Annotated in this window: 16 protein-coding genes and 1 tRNA gene; 7 read left to right on the forward strand and 10 right to left on the reverse strand. The window is 74.0% G+C overall.

Annotation, left to right across the window (positions count from 1 at the left end; translation table 11 throughout):
• Positions 1–26: 26 nt before the first annotated feature.
• Positions 27–1,121 carry an LLM class flavin-dependent oxidoreductase gene (locus tag ACZ4D5_RS01220; protein ID WP_467771461.1) on the forward strand — a complete coding sequence of 365 codons (1,095 nt, stop codon included), beginning with the start codon at positions 27–29 and terminating at the stop codon, positions 1,119–1,121.
• Between the two features lie 54 nt (positions 1,122–1,175).
• On the opposite strand, the gene ACZ4D5_RS01225 is transcribed toward ACZ4D5_RS01220, so the two are convergent.
• The gene (locus ACZ4D5_RS01225) at positions 1,176–3,020 is read right to left on the reverse strand and encodes a putative bifunctional diguanylate cyclase/phosphodiesterase (RefSeq protein WP_467770237.1); all 1,845 of its coding nucleotides are present in this window, start codon (positions 3,018–3,020) and stop codon (positions 1,176–1,178) included.
• 328 nt (positions 3,021–3,348) lie between these two features.
• On the opposite strand from ACZ4D5_RS01225, the gene ACZ4D5_RS01230 reads away from it, so the two are divergent.
• Positions 3,349–4,629 (forward strand): M6 family metalloprotease domain-containing protein, encoded by a 1,281-nt coding sequence (locus ACZ4D5_RS01230; RefSeq protein ID WP_467770238.1) that lies wholly within the window; start codon positions 3,349–3,351, stop codon positions 4,627–4,629.
• 72 nt (positions 4,630–4,701) lie between these two features.
• On the opposite strand, the gene ACZ4D5_RS01235 is transcribed toward ACZ4D5_RS01230, so the two are convergent.
• The 7 genes from ACZ4D5_RS01235 to ACZ4D5_RS01265 form a co-directional block, all read right to left on the reverse strand.
• Positions 4,702–4,775, reverse strand: a tRNA-Lys gene (locus ACZ4D5_RS01235).
• Positions 4,766–5,413, reverse strand: a complete 648-nt coding sequence (locus ACZ4D5_RS01240; RefSeq protein ID WP_467770239.1) for a bifunctional DNA primase/polymerase — start codon at positions 5,411–5,413, stop codon at positions 4,766–4,768. Before ACZ4D5_RS01240 ends, ACZ4D5_RS01235 begins: the two co-directional genes overlap by 10 nt.
• 143 nt (positions 5,414–5,556) lie before the next feature.
• Complete coding sequence (locus ACZ4D5_RS01245) at positions 5,557–5,913, reverse strand: hypothetical protein (RefSeq protein ID WP_467770240.1); 357 nt, start codon at positions 5,911–5,913, stop codon at positions 5,557–5,559.
• A gap of 377 nt (positions 5,914–6,290) precedes the next feature.
• Positions 6,291–7,652, reverse strand: a complete 1,362-nt coding sequence (locus ACZ4D5_RS01250; protein ID WP_467770241.1) for an AAA domain-containing protein — start codon at positions 7,650–7,652, stop codon at positions 6,291–6,293.
• A complete protein-coding gene (locus tag ACZ4D5_RS01255; protein ID WP_467770242.1) occupies positions 7,652–9,247 on the reverse strand; it encodes a hypothetical protein in 1,596 nt (531 codons plus the stop codon). The genes ACZ4D5_RS01250 and ACZ4D5_RS01255 overlap by 1 nt, the downstream gene beginning before the upstream one ends.
• A 67-nt stretch (positions 9,248–9,314) precedes the next feature.
• Entirely contained in the window at positions 9,315–10,508 is a 1,194-nt protein-coding gene (locus tag ACZ4D5_RS01260) for a hypothetical protein (RefSeq protein ID WP_467770243.1), read from the reverse strand.
• Positions 10,405–11,358 carry a phosphatase PAP2 family protein gene (locus tag ACZ4D5_RS01265; protein WP_467770244.1) on the reverse strand — a complete coding sequence of 318 codons (954 nt, stop codon included), beginning with the start codon at positions 11,356–11,358 and terminating at the stop codon, positions 10,405–10,407. Before ACZ4D5_RS01265 ends, ACZ4D5_RS01260 begins: the two co-directional genes overlap by 104 nt.
• 256 nt (positions 11,359–11,614) lie before the next feature.
• Between ACZ4D5_RS01265 and ACZ4D5_RS01270 the strand changes: the two genes are divergently transcribed.
• Entirely contained in the window at positions 11,615–12,208 is a 594-nt protein-coding gene (locus tag ACZ4D5_RS01270; protein ID WP_467770245.1) for a histidine phosphatase family protein, read from the forward strand.
• 32 nt (positions 12,209–12,240) lie between these two features.
• On the opposite strand, the gene ACZ4D5_RS01275 is transcribed toward ACZ4D5_RS01270, so the two are convergent.
• Positions 12,241–13,728 carry a tetratricopeptide repeat protein gene (locus tag ACZ4D5_RS01275; RefSeq protein WP_467770246.1) on the reverse strand — a complete coding sequence of 496 codons (1,488 nt, stop codon included), beginning with the start codon at positions 13,726–13,728 and terminating at the stop codon, positions 12,241–12,243.
• Positions 13,729–14,036: 308 nt separating this feature from the next.
• Here ACZ4D5_RS01275 and ACZ4D5_RS01280 point away from each other — a divergent pair, with 308 nt between their 5' ends.
• Together ACZ4D5_RS01280 and ACZ4D5_RS01285 are read left to right on the forward strand one after the other, a co-directional pair.
• Entirely contained in the window at positions 14,037–14,531 is a 495-nt protein-coding gene (locus tag ACZ4D5_RS01280; protein ID WP_467770247.1) for a hypothetical protein, read from the forward strand.
• Between the two features lie 55 nt (positions 14,532–14,586).
• Positions 14,587–15,447: a spermidine synthase gene (locus ACZ4D5_RS01285; protein WP_467770248.1), complete on the forward strand. Its 861-nt coding sequence runs from the start codon at positions 14,587–14,589 to the stop codon at positions 15,445–15,447.
• Between the two features lie 27 nt (positions 15,448–15,474).
• On the opposite strand, the gene ACZ4D5_RS01290 is transcribed toward ACZ4D5_RS01285, so the two are convergent.
• Positions 15,475–16,017, reverse strand: coding sequence for a hypothetical protein (locus tag ACZ4D5_RS01290; RefSeq protein ID WP_467770249.1), 543 nt, complete (start codon positions 16,015–16,017; stop codon positions 15,475–15,477).
• A 111-nt stretch (positions 16,018–16,128) separates the two neighbouring features.
• On the opposite strand from ACZ4D5_RS01290, the gene ACZ4D5_RS01295 reads away from it, so the two are divergent.
• Both ACZ4D5_RS01295 and ACZ4D5_RS01300 read left to right on the forward strand, forming a co-directional pair.
• Positions 16,129–16,833 (forward strand): response regulator transcription factor, encoded by a 705-nt coding sequence (locus tag ACZ4D5_RS01295; RefSeq protein WP_467770250.1) that lies wholly within the window; start codon positions 16,129–16,131, stop codon positions 16,831–16,833.
• Positions 16,830–18,218, forward strand: a 1,389-nt coding sequence (locus ACZ4D5_RS01300; RefSeq protein WP_467770251.1) for a sensor histidine kinase, incomplete at its 3' end; no start/stop codon positions are given. The genes ACZ4D5_RS01295 and ACZ4D5_RS01300, both read left to right, overlap by 4 nt.

Genomic DNA, 18,218 nt, shown 5'->3' on the forward strand with positions numbered 1-18,218 from the left:
CAGCGCAGGAGGCACCCCCAGTGACAGTGGACACGACCGACGACGGCATCCGCGGCGAGCGGCACGGCACCGCGCCCGTCCCGCTGTCCGTGCTCGACCTGGTCACCGTCGGCGCGGGGCGCACCGCCACCGACGCCCTGCGCACCAGCGTCGAGATCGCCAAGCTCGCCGAGAGCCGCGGCTACCACCGCTACTGGGTGGCCGAGCACCACTCCATGCCGGGCGTCGCCTCGTCCTCGCCCGCCGTGATCCTGGCCCACCTCGCCGCCCACACGGACCGCATCCGGCTCGGCTCGGGCGGCGTCATGCTGCCCAACCACGCCCCGCTCGTCATCGCCGAACAGTTCGGCACTCTGGAGGCGATGGCCCCCGGCCGCGTCGACCTGGGCCTCGGCCGCGCGCCGGGCACCGACGGCGCCACCGCCGCGGCCCTGCGCCGCACGGACCGCCTCAACGAAGGGGCCGACGACTTCCCGCAGCAGCTCGCCGAGCTGACCCGTTTCCTGGACGACGACTTCCCCGACGGCCACCCCTACGGCCGCATCCACGCGGTCCCCGGGCCCGTCCAGGGGACCTCGCCCGGCGGCGTGCAGTCCACCCACCGCCCGCCGATCTGGCTGCTCGGCTCCTCCGGCTTCAGCGCCCGCCTCGCCGGCGTCCTCGGCCTGCCGTTCGCCTTCGCGCACCACTTCTCGGCGCAGAACACGATCCCGGCGCTCGACCTCTACCGCGAGTCCTTCAAGCCCTCCGCGGTCCTCGACGCCCCGTACGCCCTCATCGGCGTCTCGGCCCTCGCCACCGACGAGGAGGACGAGGCGCGCCGCCAGGTCAGGGCCGCGGCCCTGAACATGATCCGCCTGCGCACCGGCCGCCCCGGCCTCGTCCCCACCCCACAGGAGGCGGCGGCGCACCACTTCACGGAGGCGGAAAGGGACTTCGTCACCAGCTGGAACTCCAACGTCATCCACGGCACCGCCGACCAGGTCCGCACGGGCCTGGACGACCTGGCCAAGCGCACGGGCGCCGACGAGCTGATGATCACGGGCAACGCGCACAGCGGCGAAGTGCGCCTGCGCTCGTACGAGTTGATGGCGGACGCGTACGGTCTGCCGAAGCCGTAGAAGGCCCTGGCTGGAGAGGCCCCTGGCCGTAGAAGGCCGCCGCGAACCGGCGGTTCAGGCCCCACCCCCACGCAACAGCACGGAGATACGATCCGGCGGGACGGGGCGGGAGTACAGCCACCCCTGCCCCGTGTCGCACCCGATCTTCCGCAGCCGCGCGGCCTGGGACGCGGTCTCGACGCACTCCGCGGTCACCGTCAGCCCGAGCCGGTGCGCAAGCTGCACCATGGCCTCGACGATGATCTCGTCGGCGGGATTGACGTGCGCCTCGCCCTCCTCGTACTGGAAACCCCGTACGAAGGACCCGTCCAGCTTCAGCACGGACACCGGAAGCCGGCTCAGGTACGCCAGGTTCGAGTACCCCGTGCCGAAGTCGTCGATGGCGATCCGCACCCCCATGTCGCTGAGCGCCTGCAGGGCCTGCAGCGGCCGCCCCGCCGACCCCATGACGGCGGACTCGGTGAGCTCCAACTGGAGCAGCTCGGAGGGGAGTTCGGTCTCGGCGAGGATCTCCGCGACATCCGCGACGAGGTCGGAGTCCCACACCTGCCGCACCGCCACGTTGACGCTCACGAACACCGGCTCCCGCTCCGGGTGCGCCAGTTGCCAGCGCCGGGCCTGGCGGCAGGCGCTGCGCAGCACCCAGCGGCCGAGCTGCACGATCGACCCGTCCTCCTCGGCCAATCCGATGAACCGATTCGGCGTCAATAGTCCGAACTGCGGATGCCGCCACCGCACCAGCGCCTCCACGCCCCGTACGCCCCCGTCGTCGAGGCCCACCAGCGGCTGGTAGTCCAGGACGAACTCCTCGCGCTCGACGGCGGGCCGCAGCGAGCTGGAGAGCGCCTGGCGGGTCATGCGGTGGGCGTTGCGCTCGGGGTCGAAGAGGGTCCAGCGCGCCTTGCCGTCGGTCTTCGCCCAGTACAGCGTGGTGTCGGCGGCCTGCATGAGCCCCGTCGTGGTGGTGCCGGCGGCGCGCCGCTCGACGACGCCGATGGACGCCGACACGGAGAGCCGCTGCCCGGAGAGGTCGAACGGTTCCTGCAGGGCCTTCAGGGCCGTCTCGGCGAGATCCGCCAGCTGGTCCGTGCCGGTGGAGTCCTCGACGAGCAGCGCGAACTCGTCGCCGCCCAGGCGTGCGACCAGCGGCGCCGCCGCCCTGCCGTACCCGGCCTGGTCGGCGCAGCGCGTGAGCCGCTCCGCGACGGCGGCGAGCAGCCGGTCGCCGATGCGGTGGCCGAGGGTGTCGTTGACCGCCTTGAATCCGTCGAGGTCGAGATAGCAGAGCCCGATCCTGCCGGTGCTCGTGTCGTCGTACGCACCCGCCTCCAGCGCGGCGGCCAGGCGCTCGAAGAAGAGGTTGCGGTTGGGCAGCCGGGTCACCGGGTCGTGCATCTGTACGTGGCGCAGCCGGGCCTGCAGCTCGCGGCGCGCGCTGATGTCGGCGACGGCGAGCAGCACGGTCCTGCCGGAGCCCCGGACCGCGGGCTCCGGCGTCGGCATCGGCGAGACGGTGACCTGGACCCACAGGGAGTGCCCGTCGGGGTGCTTCAGGCGCCGGGTGCAGCGCAGCTTGGCCTGCCGGCCGCGGAGCACCTCGCGGTACGCGTGCCAGGTGCGGGCGTCGGAGGCCAGGTCGACCAGGTCCGCGGCGATGCGTCCGGTGAGCGCGTCGGGGGGCGCGCCGAGGAGGGCGGTCAGGGCGTCGTTGGCGTCGACGACGAACCCTTCGCCGTCGACGACGGCCAGGGGGAGAGGGGCGGCTCTGAAGGCGCCGCGGTAGTCGGCCCGCTCGGGGGTGGGCCGCTCCGGGGTGCGGCGGCCCGAGAAGGTGGGGCGGGCTCGGCCGGGCGATGTGACTGCCGTGGGGTGGGTGGGCCCTTCGGACGTTCCGTTCACCGCTTGCTCCTGCAGTGCAGTTTGTGCTCGGACAGGTCTCGTCGGGCGGCGGGCAGGTGGCTGGCGGTGGCATGGGGGCCGGGCCCGCGCAGGAAAGTGGACCGATCATAGAGGCAGGCCAGAGACGCGTTCCAGCCGCGCCACCGGGCCGGGTGGGGGCCACCGCCGACGGCAGATCGTTTCTGCTCGGCATTGAACTGGTTCCGTTGTGACCCGATCGCTTGTGACGATCGATGAGCGGTCGGGGTGTCGCCCCCTCGCCCGTCGGTCACTCGGAAGGGCCAGACAAACAGGGCGAAGTTCAACAAAACATCACAGGGTGGGTGGGGTGTCCCGCATTCCGCACCCGGAGGTCGACGTGCCGCGTCAGCTCCCCCCTTGGGGACTCACTCGTGGAGGGGAGAACTCCCGTCTGCGCACCACCGCGGCGCTCCTCACCTCACTGACCGCCCTGGCCGCCACTTCCCTGGTCGCGGGCCCCGCGATCGCCGAGTCCGCGGCGGGACCGTGCGCCCTGCGCCGCACCGCCGCGCACCACTCGGAGGGCCTCGACACCTGGAACACCGCCTACCCGCGGCCGACCAGGACCCTGAACGCGGTGATGGTCTTCCTCTCCTTTCCCGACTCCCCGCCGCTGACGACCCCCGAGGAGCTGACCGCCGACTACTTCCCGGCCACCAGCCAGTTCTTCGAGCGCGCCTCGTACGGCAGGTTCAAGCTGGCCCCGCACCCCCAGCGCACATGGGTGGAGATGCCGGAGGACTCCCTCTCGTACGCCATACAGCGCGACTGGAACGCGCAGCGGCGCAGCGCCTATCTGCGGGACGCGGTGGCCGCCGCCGATCCGCACGTGGACTTCTCGCGGTACGACATCGTCTACTTCGTCGCCGACCCGGACGCGCCGGGCGTCGACTCGGACGCCACGAAGGTCGTGAACTTCGACCGGCCGATGCGGGCCGACGGCACGGACATCCGGCGCATCGTCACGGTCTTCGAGCGCCACCCGCCGGACCGCAACGTCCTGGCCCACGAGACGGGCCACGTCTTCGACCTGCCCGACCTCTACCACCGGCCGACCGACGGCAAGGGCGACTGGGACACCTACGTCGGGGACTGGGACGTCATGGGCAGCCAGTTCGGCCTCGCCCCCGACCTCTTCGGCTGGCACAAGTGGAAGCTGGGCTGGCTGGAGCCGCGGCAGGTGCGGTGCGTGGGCGCGGGCACGGAGCGGCTGACCCTGGAGCCGCTGTCGGCGTCGCCCGCGCCCGGGGCGCTCGGCGGCACGAAGCTGGCGGTGGTCCGCACGGGCCGGGACTCGGCGATCGCCCTGGAGGCGCGGGGGTCCGCGGGCAACGACCACGCGACGTGCACGGAGGGCGTGCTCGTCTACGAGGTGCGGAACGAGACGGCGTCGGGCGGGGGCCCGATCGAGGTCGTCGACGCCCACCCGGAGTCCGAGTCCTGCTGGGGCGACTCGGTCTATCCGCAGCTGGCGGACGCTCCGGTGCGGGCGGGGGAGAGCTTCACGGTGCCCGGTACCGACGTACGCGTCGAGGTGGAGGGGCGGACGTCCTCGGGGGCGTGGACGGTGAAGGTCACGGCGGGCTGAGGCCGCTGCCGGGCATCAGCCGTCGGACATGCGAGAAGCCCCTCGCTTACGCGAGGGGCTTCTCACTGTCTGTGCGCCGCCAGGGACTCGAACCCCGGACCCGCTGATTAAGAGTCAGCTGCTCTAACCAACTGAGCTAGCGGCGCCTGCTGACGTCGTAGACCTTAGCACCCTGATCGCCGCCAGGAAAAATCGATATGCGCACCGCGGATCCCGCGGCGGCCCTGGCCGCCCGTACGCAGGCCCAGAGCATGACCTCGGGGCCCGGCAGCCAGGGGTGGCGGGTGTCGGGGGCGACGAGCCAGCGGGAGTCGAGCCGGTCGGCCGTGGTGGTGACGCCCGCGGCGCCCGCGGTGGGCGGCGGCACGGTGACGGCGTCGCCGGTGCCGTGGCAGAGCGCGGAGGGGACCGCGCGGCCCCACTCCTCCCACTCCAGGAGCGAGGGCAGGCGCTGGGCGGTGCCGGGGGCGGCGAAGAGCAGCATGCGGCCGCGGTGGACGGCGACGGGGCCCGAGCCGGGGCCCTCCTCCCATAAGCGGTCGAGCATCCGCCGGCCGAAGACGGCGGGCACGCTCACCACGTCGAAGGCGGAGCCGCAGGGCAGGACGGCGGGGGCCGTGGGGTGGGTGCGCCAGTGGGCCAGGGCGCTGCGCGGATACGTTTCCGCGGAGGCGAGCCAGGCGGCTCCTTCGGCGGTGACGTCGCAGGCGCCGCGGGCGGGCCCGGTGGGGGACGGGGCCGTGGAGGGCGCGGCAGGGGCGTGGAGGGGGGTGCTGCTGCTCATGGCGGTTACATCTACCGGTAGTGAGCGTTCCATTTCTGAGAGTTGCTAGAAATCGGGACAACAAGGGGTGGGGTGGGGTACCTTGCCCTCCTGGCATATGCCAGATGATCTTTCTGACCCCCCGTGCCGGTCCCTCGGTCCCCTCAGCCCTGCTTCTCCACGCTTCCGCGCAGCAGGTCACGCCCGAACTCGACCATCTTCTTGGCGTAGTCCTCGGTCCAGTCCGCGCGCTCCGCGATCAGCGCGGGCGTCAGGCGGTCGAAGCGGCGGGGGTCGGCGAGCTGGGCGGCCGCGATGGCCTGGAACTCGATGGACCGGTCCGTCGCGGCACGGAAGGCGTGCGTCAGCTCGGTCGCCCGTTCGAGGAGCTCCCGGGGGTCCTCGATCGACTCCAGATCGAAGAAGTGCTCGGGGTCGCCGGCGGCCTCCGCCGGTTCGAAGAGCAGGGGAGCGGGTCGCATGCGCCGCTCGGTCCGGGGCCGCGGCTCGGGCTCCGCCATGGTGTGTCCTCCTCGTACGGTGCGGGCCGTCCGTCCGGGGCCCGGCCGTCTCTCATTGTCCCTCGCCCTGCAAGTGGGCCTCGGGCCCCGTCAGGGGCGCGGGGAACTGCGCGAGCAACCACGAAGAAGCCGCAGACGCGTCTGCCGAGATCCCCGCAGACGCGTCTGCGGCTTTTCGAGGGCCGAGCGCGCAGTTCCCCGCGCCCCTGACGGGGCCATGCCGCCCGGTGTTCCGAGAGGCGCGCGAGAACCGCGTGGTTCGCCTCCCACCCATCCGGGCTGTTTCCATCGGCCGCCTCCGGCGGCGTGCCGGACTCCGTCCGGCGAACCGGGCGGCGCCACGCTGATCGCCTGCCGAGCGGGTGGCGGAGTGGCGGTCAGGGACGCCATACCACCCGGTGCTCGGACCAGTGATCCCACGTGGACATCATTGCCTCCCACCCGTCCGGGAACTTGACCGTGACGCCCAGTTGGACCGGCTCCGTCGACGGGTGGTCGTCGAGCAGAGCGGTGACTCCCGCTCGGCACACCACGATGCAGGCGTGGCGGTGGCGGGAGGCCAGGACGCAGAGGCGGCCCGTCTCCAGGTGGAAGGCCGTGGCGTCCGGGCGGCCCGAGAGCGGGTGCAGGACGACCGTCACGTCGTACTCACGGCCCTGGAGGCGGTTCGCCGTGTCCACCGTGACGTCCGTGACGCCCAGGTCCGCGAGGGCCGCGCGGACCGCCGCCGCCTGGTCGCGGTGGGCCGTGCCGACGGCGATGCGGTCGGCGGTGAGAGGGGCCGGGTCGGGGCTCCGCTCCGAGGTGGCCGCCCCGCCGCGGTCCAGGAGGCGGCGGACGACCTGGGCCAGCGCGCGGACCGCCTCCGGATCCGTGCGCGGCGTGTTCCGCGCGGGGAGTTCGAGCAGGCCCCAACCCGCCCGCGCCGCCTCGTCGATCACCCGGTCGGGCCCCGAACCGTCCGAAGGGACCGCGAAGTTCAGCGACCGGTCGCCGTGGTCCGTGCCGCTGCGGAAGGGCGTGTACGGATAGAAGGCGTCCGAGACGAGCGGCGCGGCCGACGCCGGAAGCCGCCACGACACCGGCAGGCGGTGCTGCGGCAGTTCGGGGTTGTGGGCCAGGAGCGTGGTCACCGCGGAGGCCGAGGGATCGTACGAAAGCCCGGCCCACTGCTCCGCGCCGACGATCGAGAACGGGTCCAACTGCCCCGGGTCGCCCACGAACAGCGCCCGCTCGAAGAGCCCCGCGACGGCCAGCAGCGCGTCCGAGCGCATCTGGTACGCCTCGTCGACGATGGCGTGCCCCCATGGCGCGTCGAGCTGGTCGGCCTTGACGTGTGCCCACTTCGCGGCCGTCGAGATGACCACGTCCAGGCCCGCGAGGTCCCCCGCCTTCGTCGACTTCCTCACGTTCGCCAGGTCGTCGAGCGCCTTGTCGTACGGGTCGGGATCGCTGCTGTGCAGACGGCCGACCGGCAGCTCGGGGTCCTTCTCGGCGAGGCGCAGGACCAGGTCGTCCACCTGCGCGTTCGTCTGTGCGATCACCATCAACGGGCGTCCCGCCGCGGCCAGTTCGCGGGCCGCGCGGACCACGAGCGTCGACTTCCCCGCGCCGGGCGGCGAGTCGACCACGACGCCGCGGTGCGTGCCGTGCAGCGTGTCGTGGAGGATCGCGTCGGTGGCGCGCGTGGCCTCGGCGCCGGGGTCGAAGGTGCCGCCCGCGGGCGGGGCGAGCTGCATCACAGGGTGTCCTCCGCGGTCACGGGGTCGGGGCTCTCCGTGGCGTCCGCGCTGTCGGCGGGTGGCCCGCCGTGCGTCCACGGGGTGTCCTCGGGATCCGGCAGCTTGGGGCCGCCGCGCTGCTCGTGCTCGAAGAGCGTCCAGCAGATCCGGTCGCCCTTGGCGGGGACGGACCCCGCGTCGGGCTCCTTGCCGCGGCCCATCTTGTCGGTGAGGCGCAGCACGACGACGCCCTCACCCTCGTACGCGACGAACTCCGCCGTCTGCGGCTTGCCCTGGAGGGCGCGGTACACCTTCGTGCGCTCGCCGAGGTGCGGCCGGTCGTCCGTGCGGACGGTGATCAGCGGGCGCGGCCTCGGGCTCCTGGCCTCGCTGTACGCCATGACGACCTCCGTCACCTCGCCGGCGAAGGCCTCGCCCGCGAGGCGGCGGCCCGCCATCACCAGGGGGTCGTCGAGGGCCTCCTGGGCGTCCAGGCGGGCCTGTTCGCGCTCGCGCGCGGCCAGCTTGTTCGCCGCGGTGATCGCGTCGTCGATGCGGGGCTGCGGGGGCTCGCCCGCCGTGACGCGGTCGCGGTGGCCGGTGAACGACCAGCGGTCGCGGGTCCAGCGGTCGGCGGCGTGCGCCGCCTCGGGGAGCGTGCACAGGGCGTCGAGGCCGCGCCACACCGCGTCCCAGGTGGGGCGGGTCCTGCTGTCGATCAGGGCGTGGATATCCCGCTCGGCGGCGGTCAGTCGGGCCAGCCGCTCGTCCGCCTCGACGCCGTCCTCGGCGGCGGCCAGGGCGGTGCGCGCGCGGTCGTAGCGCTCCATGGCCGGGGCCAGGAGGTCGTTGTCGAACGCCGGGTCCGTGGCGGGGCCCGCGGGCGGGCAGAGCAGCTGGCCGGTCTTGTCGCGGCCGAGCTCGGCACGGAGCGCGGCCGCGGCGCCCGAGGTGCCCTCCGGGGCCTCGATCCAGGCGAGCAGCGCGCCCAGGTGCTGGTCCTCCAGGCTGGACTGGCCGGTGGCCCAGTGCCGCGCGAGCAGCTCGGTCATGGCGGTGAGCAGGCAGGATCCGGGCACGCGGGCGCGCTCCCCGAAGTGCGTGAGCCAGCGGCCGAGCAGCGGGACGCGGGGCGGGGCGGGGTAGGGCGCCTCGGGGTCCTGCTCGGCGGTGCGGCGAAAGCGCATGGAGCGGCCGAGGAGCCGCACGAACTCGATGCCGGCGCGGCTGGGCACGATCAACTGCGGGGCGTCCGCGCACAGTTCGACCTCGACCTTGACGCGCTTGCCGGTCTCGGGATCCGTCTCATTGCGCTCGGCGGCCTCGACGTCGTCCGCGAACGAGTCGACGTAGGGCAGGACGACCTCGGCGAGCTGCGCGAGGAAGGTGAAGCGGAGGTCGCGGTCGCGGGGCTGCGGGACGACGAGGAGCCGGGGCGAGGTCCGCTCCGTCCCGACCAGCGCGCCGAGGGGCGCGCCCGCCTCGCCCGCGGTGGTCAGGGGGACGAGGACGAGGGGGCGCCGGGAGATGTGCCGGTGCCGGACCGTCGCGCGGGGCTGCGCACGTCCGGTCTCCGCGGCTTCCAGCCGGGCGAGGCCGTCGATCAGCGACATGTGCTCTGGCACCTCTCTGCCCGCGGACCGGCCGCGCGCCCCGGCGGCATCGGATGCGACGCGAGGCTCAGCATGCCGTGCCCCCGGGGACGCCCGCGCCCGCCAGCGCCTCGGCCCGCAGCCCCGTCGCCCTGCGCAGCGCCGCCACCGCCGGGTCCGCGGGGTCGCCCGCGGAGCCGTTCGCCGCCGCGAGGACCTCGCCGATCGTGGTCAGGCCGCCCAGCTCGCCGCGGATCGCGCGGCCCAGGGACGTCACCTCGCCCTGCTCGCGGGCGCGGTCCCGGCAGTGGAAGGCCAGCTCGCAGGCGGCCAGGCACTCGGGGGCGTACGTCGCGGGGACCGACTCGACCGCCGCGGTCAGCTCGGCCGCCGGGCGCCGCACGTCGAAGCTCGTGCCCTCGGGGAGCTGCGCCGCGATGTCCTCGACGCGGGTGAGGCGGGCCAACTGGCGCCGGGTCACCGACAGCTGCTTGCGGACGTCGATCGCGGACGCCGTGGGGAGGTTCGAGAAGTCCTTGGGGCAGACCAGCAGGACGTGGTGCCGGATGCGGGGCGCGGGGTCCATGCGCTCGGCCACCCGCTCCAGGGCCAGGGCGTACACCGCGGCCTGGCGGGCGGCCGCGCCCACCTTCGCCGCGTCCGCCGAACCGTCGATCATCGGGAAGGACTTGATCTCCACGACCGCCCAGCCGCCGTCCGGCTGGACCACCACCGCGTCCGGCTCCAGGAAGGCAGGGGTCCCCGCGACGTCCAGGGCCAGCATCGGGTGGTCGAGGAGCGTCCAGCCGCCGGACTCCGTGGCCTCGCGCAGCGCGAGCGCCGTGCGCGCCGCGCGGCCCTCGGGGCCCGCGGCCGACAGGTCGGGGACGGCGGACCCGCCCGGCACCGGCTCGGGGCCGCCGCCCAGGCGCGCATGCGTCAGGCGCAGCAGCTCCGCGCCGCCGTCCGCCTTGACCCGCGCCTCGAAGGCGTTGCCCCGCATGAACGCGAACTGGGACTGGCCGAAGCCGGACGGTGAGCCGAGCGACTGCGCGAGCGCGGTCTTGTCCACACCCGCGCCGTCGAGCAGCGCGCGCCGTCTGCACCCGGGGTTGGCCGCGAGCGCGGCGAGGGCGCGGGCGTCCAGGGGCCGCGCGGGAACGTCGGGGCCGCGCAGCTCAGCGAGCTGGTGCCGCAGCGCCGTCCCCCGCTTCGGCGGGGTGGGCGCCGGGCTCGGCGCCGGAGCCGGCACTCTGCTTGCGCTGTCGGGGAATTCGCTCACCCGCCGAAGTCTGGCACCCGGCACTGACAATTGAGGACTCTGTGGCGGAGGAGCCCTCGGCGGGCCGCTCGAAACGCGCCCGCAGCCGGGCCATGACCGGATCCGTGAGCCGCTGCACGGGCCGCACCAGGAGCAGCCCGACCCCCATCACGGCGGCGCCCGCGAGGGCGTCGAAGAAGTAGTGGTTGGCGGTGCCCATCACGACGAGCGTGGTGATCAGCGGGTAGGCGACCGCGGCCACCCGGGTCAGCGGCGAGCGCCCGTGCCGCCACAGCATCACGCCGCACCACAGCGCCCACCCCACGTGCAGGCTGGGCATCGCCGCGTACTGGTTGGTCATGCCGCCCAGGCCACGGGGCGCGCTCGCCTCGCCGCCCCACCAGCCGTAGCCGCTGAACTGCGCCATGGTGTCGACGAAGCCGTGGCTCGCGTCGAGCAGCCGCGGCGGACAGGTCGGCATCAGCGTGAAGCCGACCAGGCCGATCAGGGTGGAGATCATCAGCCACGCGCGCGCGGCGCGGTAGTGGACCGCCCGGCTGCGGAAGAGCCAGATCAGCACGGCGGGCGTGACGAGATAGTGCAGCGAGGCGTACCAGAAGTCGGCGGGGACGCCGATCCAGGCGTTGGCGGTGAAGAGACGGTTCAGCGGGCTCTCCGCGTCGAGCCGCAGGAACTGCTCGACCTCGAGGATGCCGACGCCGTGGTCGACGGCGGTGGACACGTCACCGCGGGCCAGGAGCCGGCCCCCCGAGTACGCGGCGTACACCAGCACGATGAGCGGCAGCTCCGTCCACCAGCGAAGCCGGTGCCCGGTTATGCCCCCGGTGCCCGGTGCGGCGGTCTTCGGCATCCGGTCGTTCCCCCATCATCTCTGTTCACGCGGCGTACGCCGCGGGCTCACTTTACGGCGTACGCGAAGGTCGTTCGGGGCGTCCCCCGGTGGTCTTAGACGCAGAGATCGGCAGCCGGGTTGCCAGGCCCGACGAGCACCTGATCGCAGGTGGGTGATGATGGAAAGGCGGGCGCGCAACCGCCCGCAAAAGCGGCAAAGGCCCCGTCGGGGCGCGTCGCCCGAGGTTCACGCGTACGACATTGGAGAGTTCCCCATGGCACCCCGCATCCTGCTGGCCCGGCACGGACAGACGGAATGGTCACTGTCCGGCAAGCACACCGGCAGGACGGACATCCCGCTCCTGGAGGAGGGCCGCCGCGGCGCCAAGCTCCTGGGCGAGCGCCTGCACCGGGCGCCCTACGACGGCCTCCCGGACGTCGAGGTGCGCACCAGCCCGCTCTCCCGCGCGCGGGAGACCTGCGAGATCGCCGGCTTCGGGGACCGCGCCACCACCTGGGACGCGCTCATGGAGTTCGACTACGGCGCGTACGACGGCATGACCCCTGCCGACATCCAGGCGATCCGCCCCGGCTGGTTCATCTGGCGGGACGGCGTCCCCAAGGGCGAGACGCTGGAGCAGGTCTCCGCGCGCGCGGACGAGGTGGTGCGGTGGGCCAGGAGCGCCGACCGCGACGTCCTGGTCTTCGCGCACGGCCACATCCTGCGCGTCATCGGCGCCCGGTGGCTGGGCCTCGGCATCGAGTTCGCCGCCCGCATCCGCCTCAACCCGACCTCCCTCTCGACCCTGGGCTGGGCCTACGGAGAGCCCGCCATCGAGTCGTGGAACGAGACGGGCCACCTGTCCTAGGCCCGGTCACACGGCCCGGCCGCACCGCCCGGTCACACGGCCCGCGGCAGCGCGGCGTGCCGCTCCAGGAAGCCGCTCACCTCGGCGACCCTGCGGTGCGGAAGCAGGACCCGCGCCGTCGTGGCGAGCATCGACTGGACGCGGGAGGACTGCACGTCGTCGAGGAGCGCGAGGACCCGCAGCCCCGCCGTCGCCGCCTCGTCCGGGCGCCCCGCGCGGGCCAGGTCGTCGGCGAGCTCGGCGGTGTAGAGCGCGATGTTCCTGGTGAACTGCGGGGTCTGCGAGGTGGCGGTGGCCGCCGCGTGCCGCGCGTGCCCCGCGGCCCGCGCCCACTCGCCGAGAGCCGACCAGCACTGCGCCTCCAGGCCCGCAAGCTCGGCCGGGCCGTAGAAGGTCATCCACTCCGGGTCGTCGTCGGCGGCACCGCGGTCGAAGAGGAGGTGCGCGCGGGTCAGCGACCGCTCGCAGCCCGAGCGGTCGCCGAGCCCCGCCCAGCCCCCGGCCTCCCGCAGCGCGATGAGCGAGAGCAGTCGGTGCGAGCCGAGGTGGTGGGCGGCGCGGGTCGCCGCCTGCGCCGCCCGCACCGCCTCCCGGGGACGCCCCGCGTCCCGCGCGAGGAAGGCGGTGTTGCAGAAGGCGTGCGCCTCCAGGGCGGTGTCCCCGCAGACCCGGGCCGTCGCGAGGGCCTCGGCGTAGTGCGAGCGGGCGTCGTCGAAGCGCCCGGAGTCGTGCGCCAGCCAGCCGACGGAGATGGCCAGCTCACCGGCGCCCGCGTGCAGCCGGTCCGAGGTCGTCTGCCGTGTGGTGGTTCCCGCGTCGAGCAGGGTGTAGGCGGTGCGCAGGGGAGCGGCGGCGCGCCGGTAGAGGCCGTCGGCGCCGTGCCGGTCGTCGAGCAGCCTGATCTTGCGTACGGCCGCCTCGACCGCGCCGACCTCGGCCTCGCCGACCCTGCGGCCGCGCAGGGCGGCCGCCTCTGCCTGGCCGCCCAGGGTGAGGCCGATGGGCCCCAGGGCGGCGGCCACGGTGGCCGTGGAGCCGGTCATGAATGCGCGACGCTGCACGTCGCTCTCCTCGTGAGTCTGGATCGCGTGCGGATCGCAGGCGCGGGGGTCGGACCCGGACGGATGGGACTCGTACAAGTGGGTCGGGGTCGGGGTCGGGGACTCGGCCAGGTGCTGCGGCCCGCACGTGGGGTCGGGCTGGGCGAGGAGTTCGTCGGACTCGGTGCGCGCCCCCCTTCCGCGCACCTGCGCGCGGGGAGCGAACCCCAGGTCCGTCAGCGTCCGGCCCGGGAACATGTGCAGGAACACACGCTCGTAGGCGTAGTTGGGGCAGCGGATCTCGCCCGCTTCCACGCGCCCGATGTAGCGCGCGTCGCAGCTGACCCGCTCGCCGATCTCACGGGCCGCCCGCCGGACCGCCGCCGCGAACTCGCCGGGCGAGCGCTGTCCGCGGAGCTCCCGGAAGGCAAGGTTCGGTCGGGGGGACTGAGTTGACGATGCCATCGAAGACGACGCCATGGCCGGACCCTCTCGTGCGGATCGTGCCGGACCGCGCACACGCTCGCGCACTGGAACGCCGCGCCCGCGCGCTGGGTCCCGCGGGGCTGTCCCTGTTCCGGCGGAGCACGAACGTACCGGCTCATCGGGGCCCGGCACGCGGAGTTTGGCTACAAACCGGATATCTCACCCGGGATCTGCCATGAACTGCCATCCTTTGCGGCGGCGCGCCGCAGTGCCTGTTGACGCCGATGCGCGTTGAACCATGAGGAGCGGGAGCCACGCGGCTCCCGCACTCGCGAGGAGGGGTCCCCTTGTTGGAGGTCGGCATGGAGAACAGCGACTCCCTGGCGGAGAGCGGCGCGCCCTCGGCATCACTGACGACGGCACGGCACTGGCCCACCCCGGACGGCAGCGCCCCGCCCCCCGGCGCCGCGCTCTGCGACGACGAGTGCTGCGACCTGGTCACGGTCCCGGCCAGACAGGGCCTCGAAGCCGTCGACATCCTGCGCCGCGGCGCGGGCGACACCATCGGCCCCGTGCTGCACGACGGGAGCTGCGACACCCTCGGCTTCCTGGTGCCGCCCGGCACCGCCGACGGCTGGGACCTGCCGGGCAGCGCCTGCACCCAGACCTTCGGGCGCGGCATGAGCGTCTACGCCACGCCCGCGCCGGGCCCCACCGTCCCCGAGCCGCCGGTCGCCGGCACCGGCTGGCTCCTGCCGCCCGGCGGCGAGACCGACCCTGTCACCGACCCCGCCGTCCTGCGGGCCGCGCTCGGCCAGGCGGCCCGCACCATCGAGGCCGCCGACAACTGCCGCTGAACGGTTCCCGCACCGCCGCCGGGCCGCTTCGTCCGCGTACGCCGATAATGGCCTGATGGCAAGGAACAAGCGGTCCCGGGAAGGCCGGGAGGCCGTCGTCGAGAAGGTGGACGGCGGGCTCGCCGAGCTGATGCCGGACCGGGACAGGCCGCGCGCCTGGACGCTGCTCGTGGACGGCGCCCCGCAGTCGCACGTCGACCTCGACGACCCCGCGTACCTCGACTTCGAGTACCAGCGCAGGATCGGGCACATCGCCGACCTCGTGGCGCCCCCGGGCAAACCGATACACGCCCTGCACCTCGGCGGCGGCGCCTTCACCCTCGCCCGCTACATAGCCGCGACCCGCCCCCGCTCCACCCAGCAGATCGTCGAGCGCGACACCGCGCTCGTCCAACTCGTACGCCGCGAACTGCCGTTGGACCCCCAGGCCCGGATGCGGGTGCGCGGCACCGACGCCCGCGAAGGCCTCGCGAAGGTCCCCGACGGCTGGGCCGACCTCGTCATCGCCGACGTGTTCAGCGGGGCCCGCACCCCCGCGCACCTCACCAGCACGGAATTCCTCACCGAGGTGCGCAGGGCCCTCAAGCCCGGCGGGTACTACGCCGCCAACCTCGCCGACGGCCCCCCGCTCGCGCATCTGCGCGGCCAGCTCGCCACCGCCGCCGCGCTCTTCCCCGAACTCGCGCTCGTCGCCGACCCGGCCGTGCTGCGCGGCAAGCGCTTCGGCAACGCCGTGCTGCTCGGCAGTGACCGTGCGCTGCCCCTGGCCGAGCTGACCCGGCGCTGCGCGGGCGACCCGCACCCAGGAAGGGTCGAACACGGCCGAGGGCTGAGGGACTTCAGCGGGGGAGCGGCGGCCGTCACGGACGCGAGCGCGGTCGCCTCGCCGGCGCCGCCGTCCTCGGTGTTCCGGTGAGCCCCCGGCCTTCTGCGCAGCGCCGCCTCAGTACTTGTTGATCTCCACCCGCGGCGCGGTGTCGTGCCAGGTGCAGAACACCGACAGCTTGGCCGCGCCCGCCGTGAACTCCACGCGGATCCATTTGTCCTGCTTCCACGTCTGCACCGACCAGCCCGCCGCGGGCACCGCCGTGACCAGCGTCGCGGAGTCCTTGCCCAGGTCGAAGACGACCCGGCCGCCGTCGGTGTTGTAGCTCTTCACCGTGCCGGTGCTCGCGCGCGTGGGCGGGGGCGTGGAAGGGGTGTCGGGGTGGGTCCTGGACGGTTTCGCCGGGGCCGGGGAGTTCGACGGCTTCCGCGACGCCGACGTCGACGGCTTGTCGTCCTTCGGGGACTCGGGGCGGTGCGTCGAGGAGGCCAGCGGCTTCGCGTGGTCCGAGTCACCGCCGTCGTCGCCCGCGAGGGGCAGGGCGCGCGGCGGGTCGTAGGCGGTGCCCGCCATCACGGTGTGGACGCCCCACCAGGACAGCGTGACCGCCGCGCCCGTGGCGAGCGACCACGCGATGGTGTGTACGAGTCCTCTGTGCATCGCGGGCCATACTGCACCACGCCACCCGGGGGGAGACACCCCCTGCCCCCTGCCCCGGGGCGGGCGTCCCAGGGAGGACCGCGTTCCTCCGTATGGCGTACGGTGCCGCCCATGGCAAGTGTGCTCGTCGTCGAGGACGACCAGTTCGTGCGCTCCGCCCTCATCCGGCACCTGACCGAGGCGTCGCACACCGTGCGCAGCGTCGGGACGGCTCTGGAGGCGCTGCGCGAGGTCGCCCATTTCCGCTTTGACGTGGTGATCCTGGACCTCGGTCTGCCCGACCTCGACGGGTCGGAGGCGCTGAAGATGCTGCGGGGCATCACGGACGTCCCCGTGATCATCGCCACCGCGCGGGACGACGAGGCGGAGATCGTCCGGCTCCTGAACGACGGCGCCGACGACTACCTCACCAAGCCGTTCTCCGTGGAGCACCTGTCGGCCCGCATGGCCGCCGTCCTGCGCCGCGCCCGCGTCCCGGCCGGCGAGGCCCCGCCGGACAACGTCATCCAGGTCGGCGGGCTCTCCATCGACCCGCTGCGCCGCCAGGCCGAGCTGGACGGGACGCGGCTCGACCTGACCCGGCGCGAGTTCGACCTCCTCGCCTTCCTCGCGGGGCGGCCCGGCGTCGTCGTGCCGCGCAAGGAGCTCCTCGCCGAGGTCTGGCAGCAGAGCTACGGCGACGACCAGACCATCGACGTACATCTGTCGTGGCTGCGGCGGAAGTTGGGCGAGACGGCCGCCCGCCCGCGCTACCTCCACACCCTGCGCGGGGTCGGCGTGAAGCTGGAGCCGCCGCTGCCGGAGCCACCGCTGTGAGATGGGCTCTCGTCAAGGTGTGCCTGGCCGTCACGACGATGGTCGTGGTGGCCTTCGCGGTGCCCCTCGGCCTCGTCGTCAAGGAGATGGCCAGGGACAGGGCCATCTCGAACGCGGAGCGGCACGGCGCGGGCATGGGCCCCACCCTCTCCATCACCACCGACCGCGAGGAACTCACCCGGGCCGTCGCCTCGTCCGAGGCCGGCGGCGACGGGCGGATGGCGGTGTACGTCCCCGCCGTCGGCGACGCAGCCGCCTTCGAGGTCGGCGACCCCAGAGCCGAGGCGCGGGCCGTGGAGGCCACCCGCAAGGAGGGCCGCGCCAGGACCACAGGGGTGCCCGGCGGCTTCGTGGTCCTGCAGCCGACCGCGCTCAGCTCCGGCACGGCGGTCGTGGAGATCTTCGTGCCCGAGGACGAGATCAGCAACGGCGTGACCACGGCGTGGGTGGTCCTCGCGGGCGTCGGCATCGCGCTCGTCATCGGCTCGGTGGCGGTCGCCGACCGGCTCGGCGTACGCATGGTCCAGCCCGCCAAGCGCCTGGCGGGCGCGGCGCACGACCTCGGCGAGGGGAAGCTGGGGGCGCGGGTGCCGGAGGAGGGGCCGACCGAACTGCGCCTGGCGGCCGTGGCGTTCAACTCGATGGCGGACCAGGTCGTCCAGCTCCTCGCCAACGAACGGGAACTGGCGGCGGACCTGTCCCACCGCCTGCGTACGCCGCTGACGGTGCTGCGGCTGAACGCGGCCTCGCTCGGCGACGGGCCCGCGGCGGAGCAGACCCGTACGGCGGTCGAGACGCTGGAGCGCGAGGTCGACACGATCATCCGCACCGCGCGGGACGCCAAGCCGCAGACGGCCATGACGGGGCCCGGGGCGGGCTGCGACGCGGCCGAGGTGATCCGGGAGCGGATGGCCTTCTGGTCGGCGCTCGCGGAGGACGAGGGGCGCGAGGTGCGGGTGGCGGGCGTCGACAGGCCCGTCCGCATCCCGGTGGCCAGACCCGAACTGGTCGCCGCGCTCGACGCGTTGCTCGGCAACGTCTTCCGGCACACGCGCGAGGGCACGGCGTTCTCCGTGGACGTGCACAGCGGTGAGGACGCGGTGATCGTCCTCGTCTCCGACGCGGGGGCGGGCATCGCGGATCCCGAGGCGGCGTTGGCGCGGGGCGCGGGATCCGGTGAGGACGGCTCGACGGGCCTCGGCCTGGACATCGTCCGCCGCCTCGCCGAGTCGACGGGCGGCGACGTCCGGGTGGGCAGCTCGGTGCTGGGCGGTGCGGAGGTCAGGGTCTGGATCCAACGGGCCGCTCGCCACGGGGCGGAGGGGGGTCGGGGGCACCGGGGCGCTCCCGTGGTGGGGCGAGTGCGGGCCCGTCGTGGCCGCTTG

Source organism: Streptomyces sp. NPDC025651 (assembly GCF_055558735.1).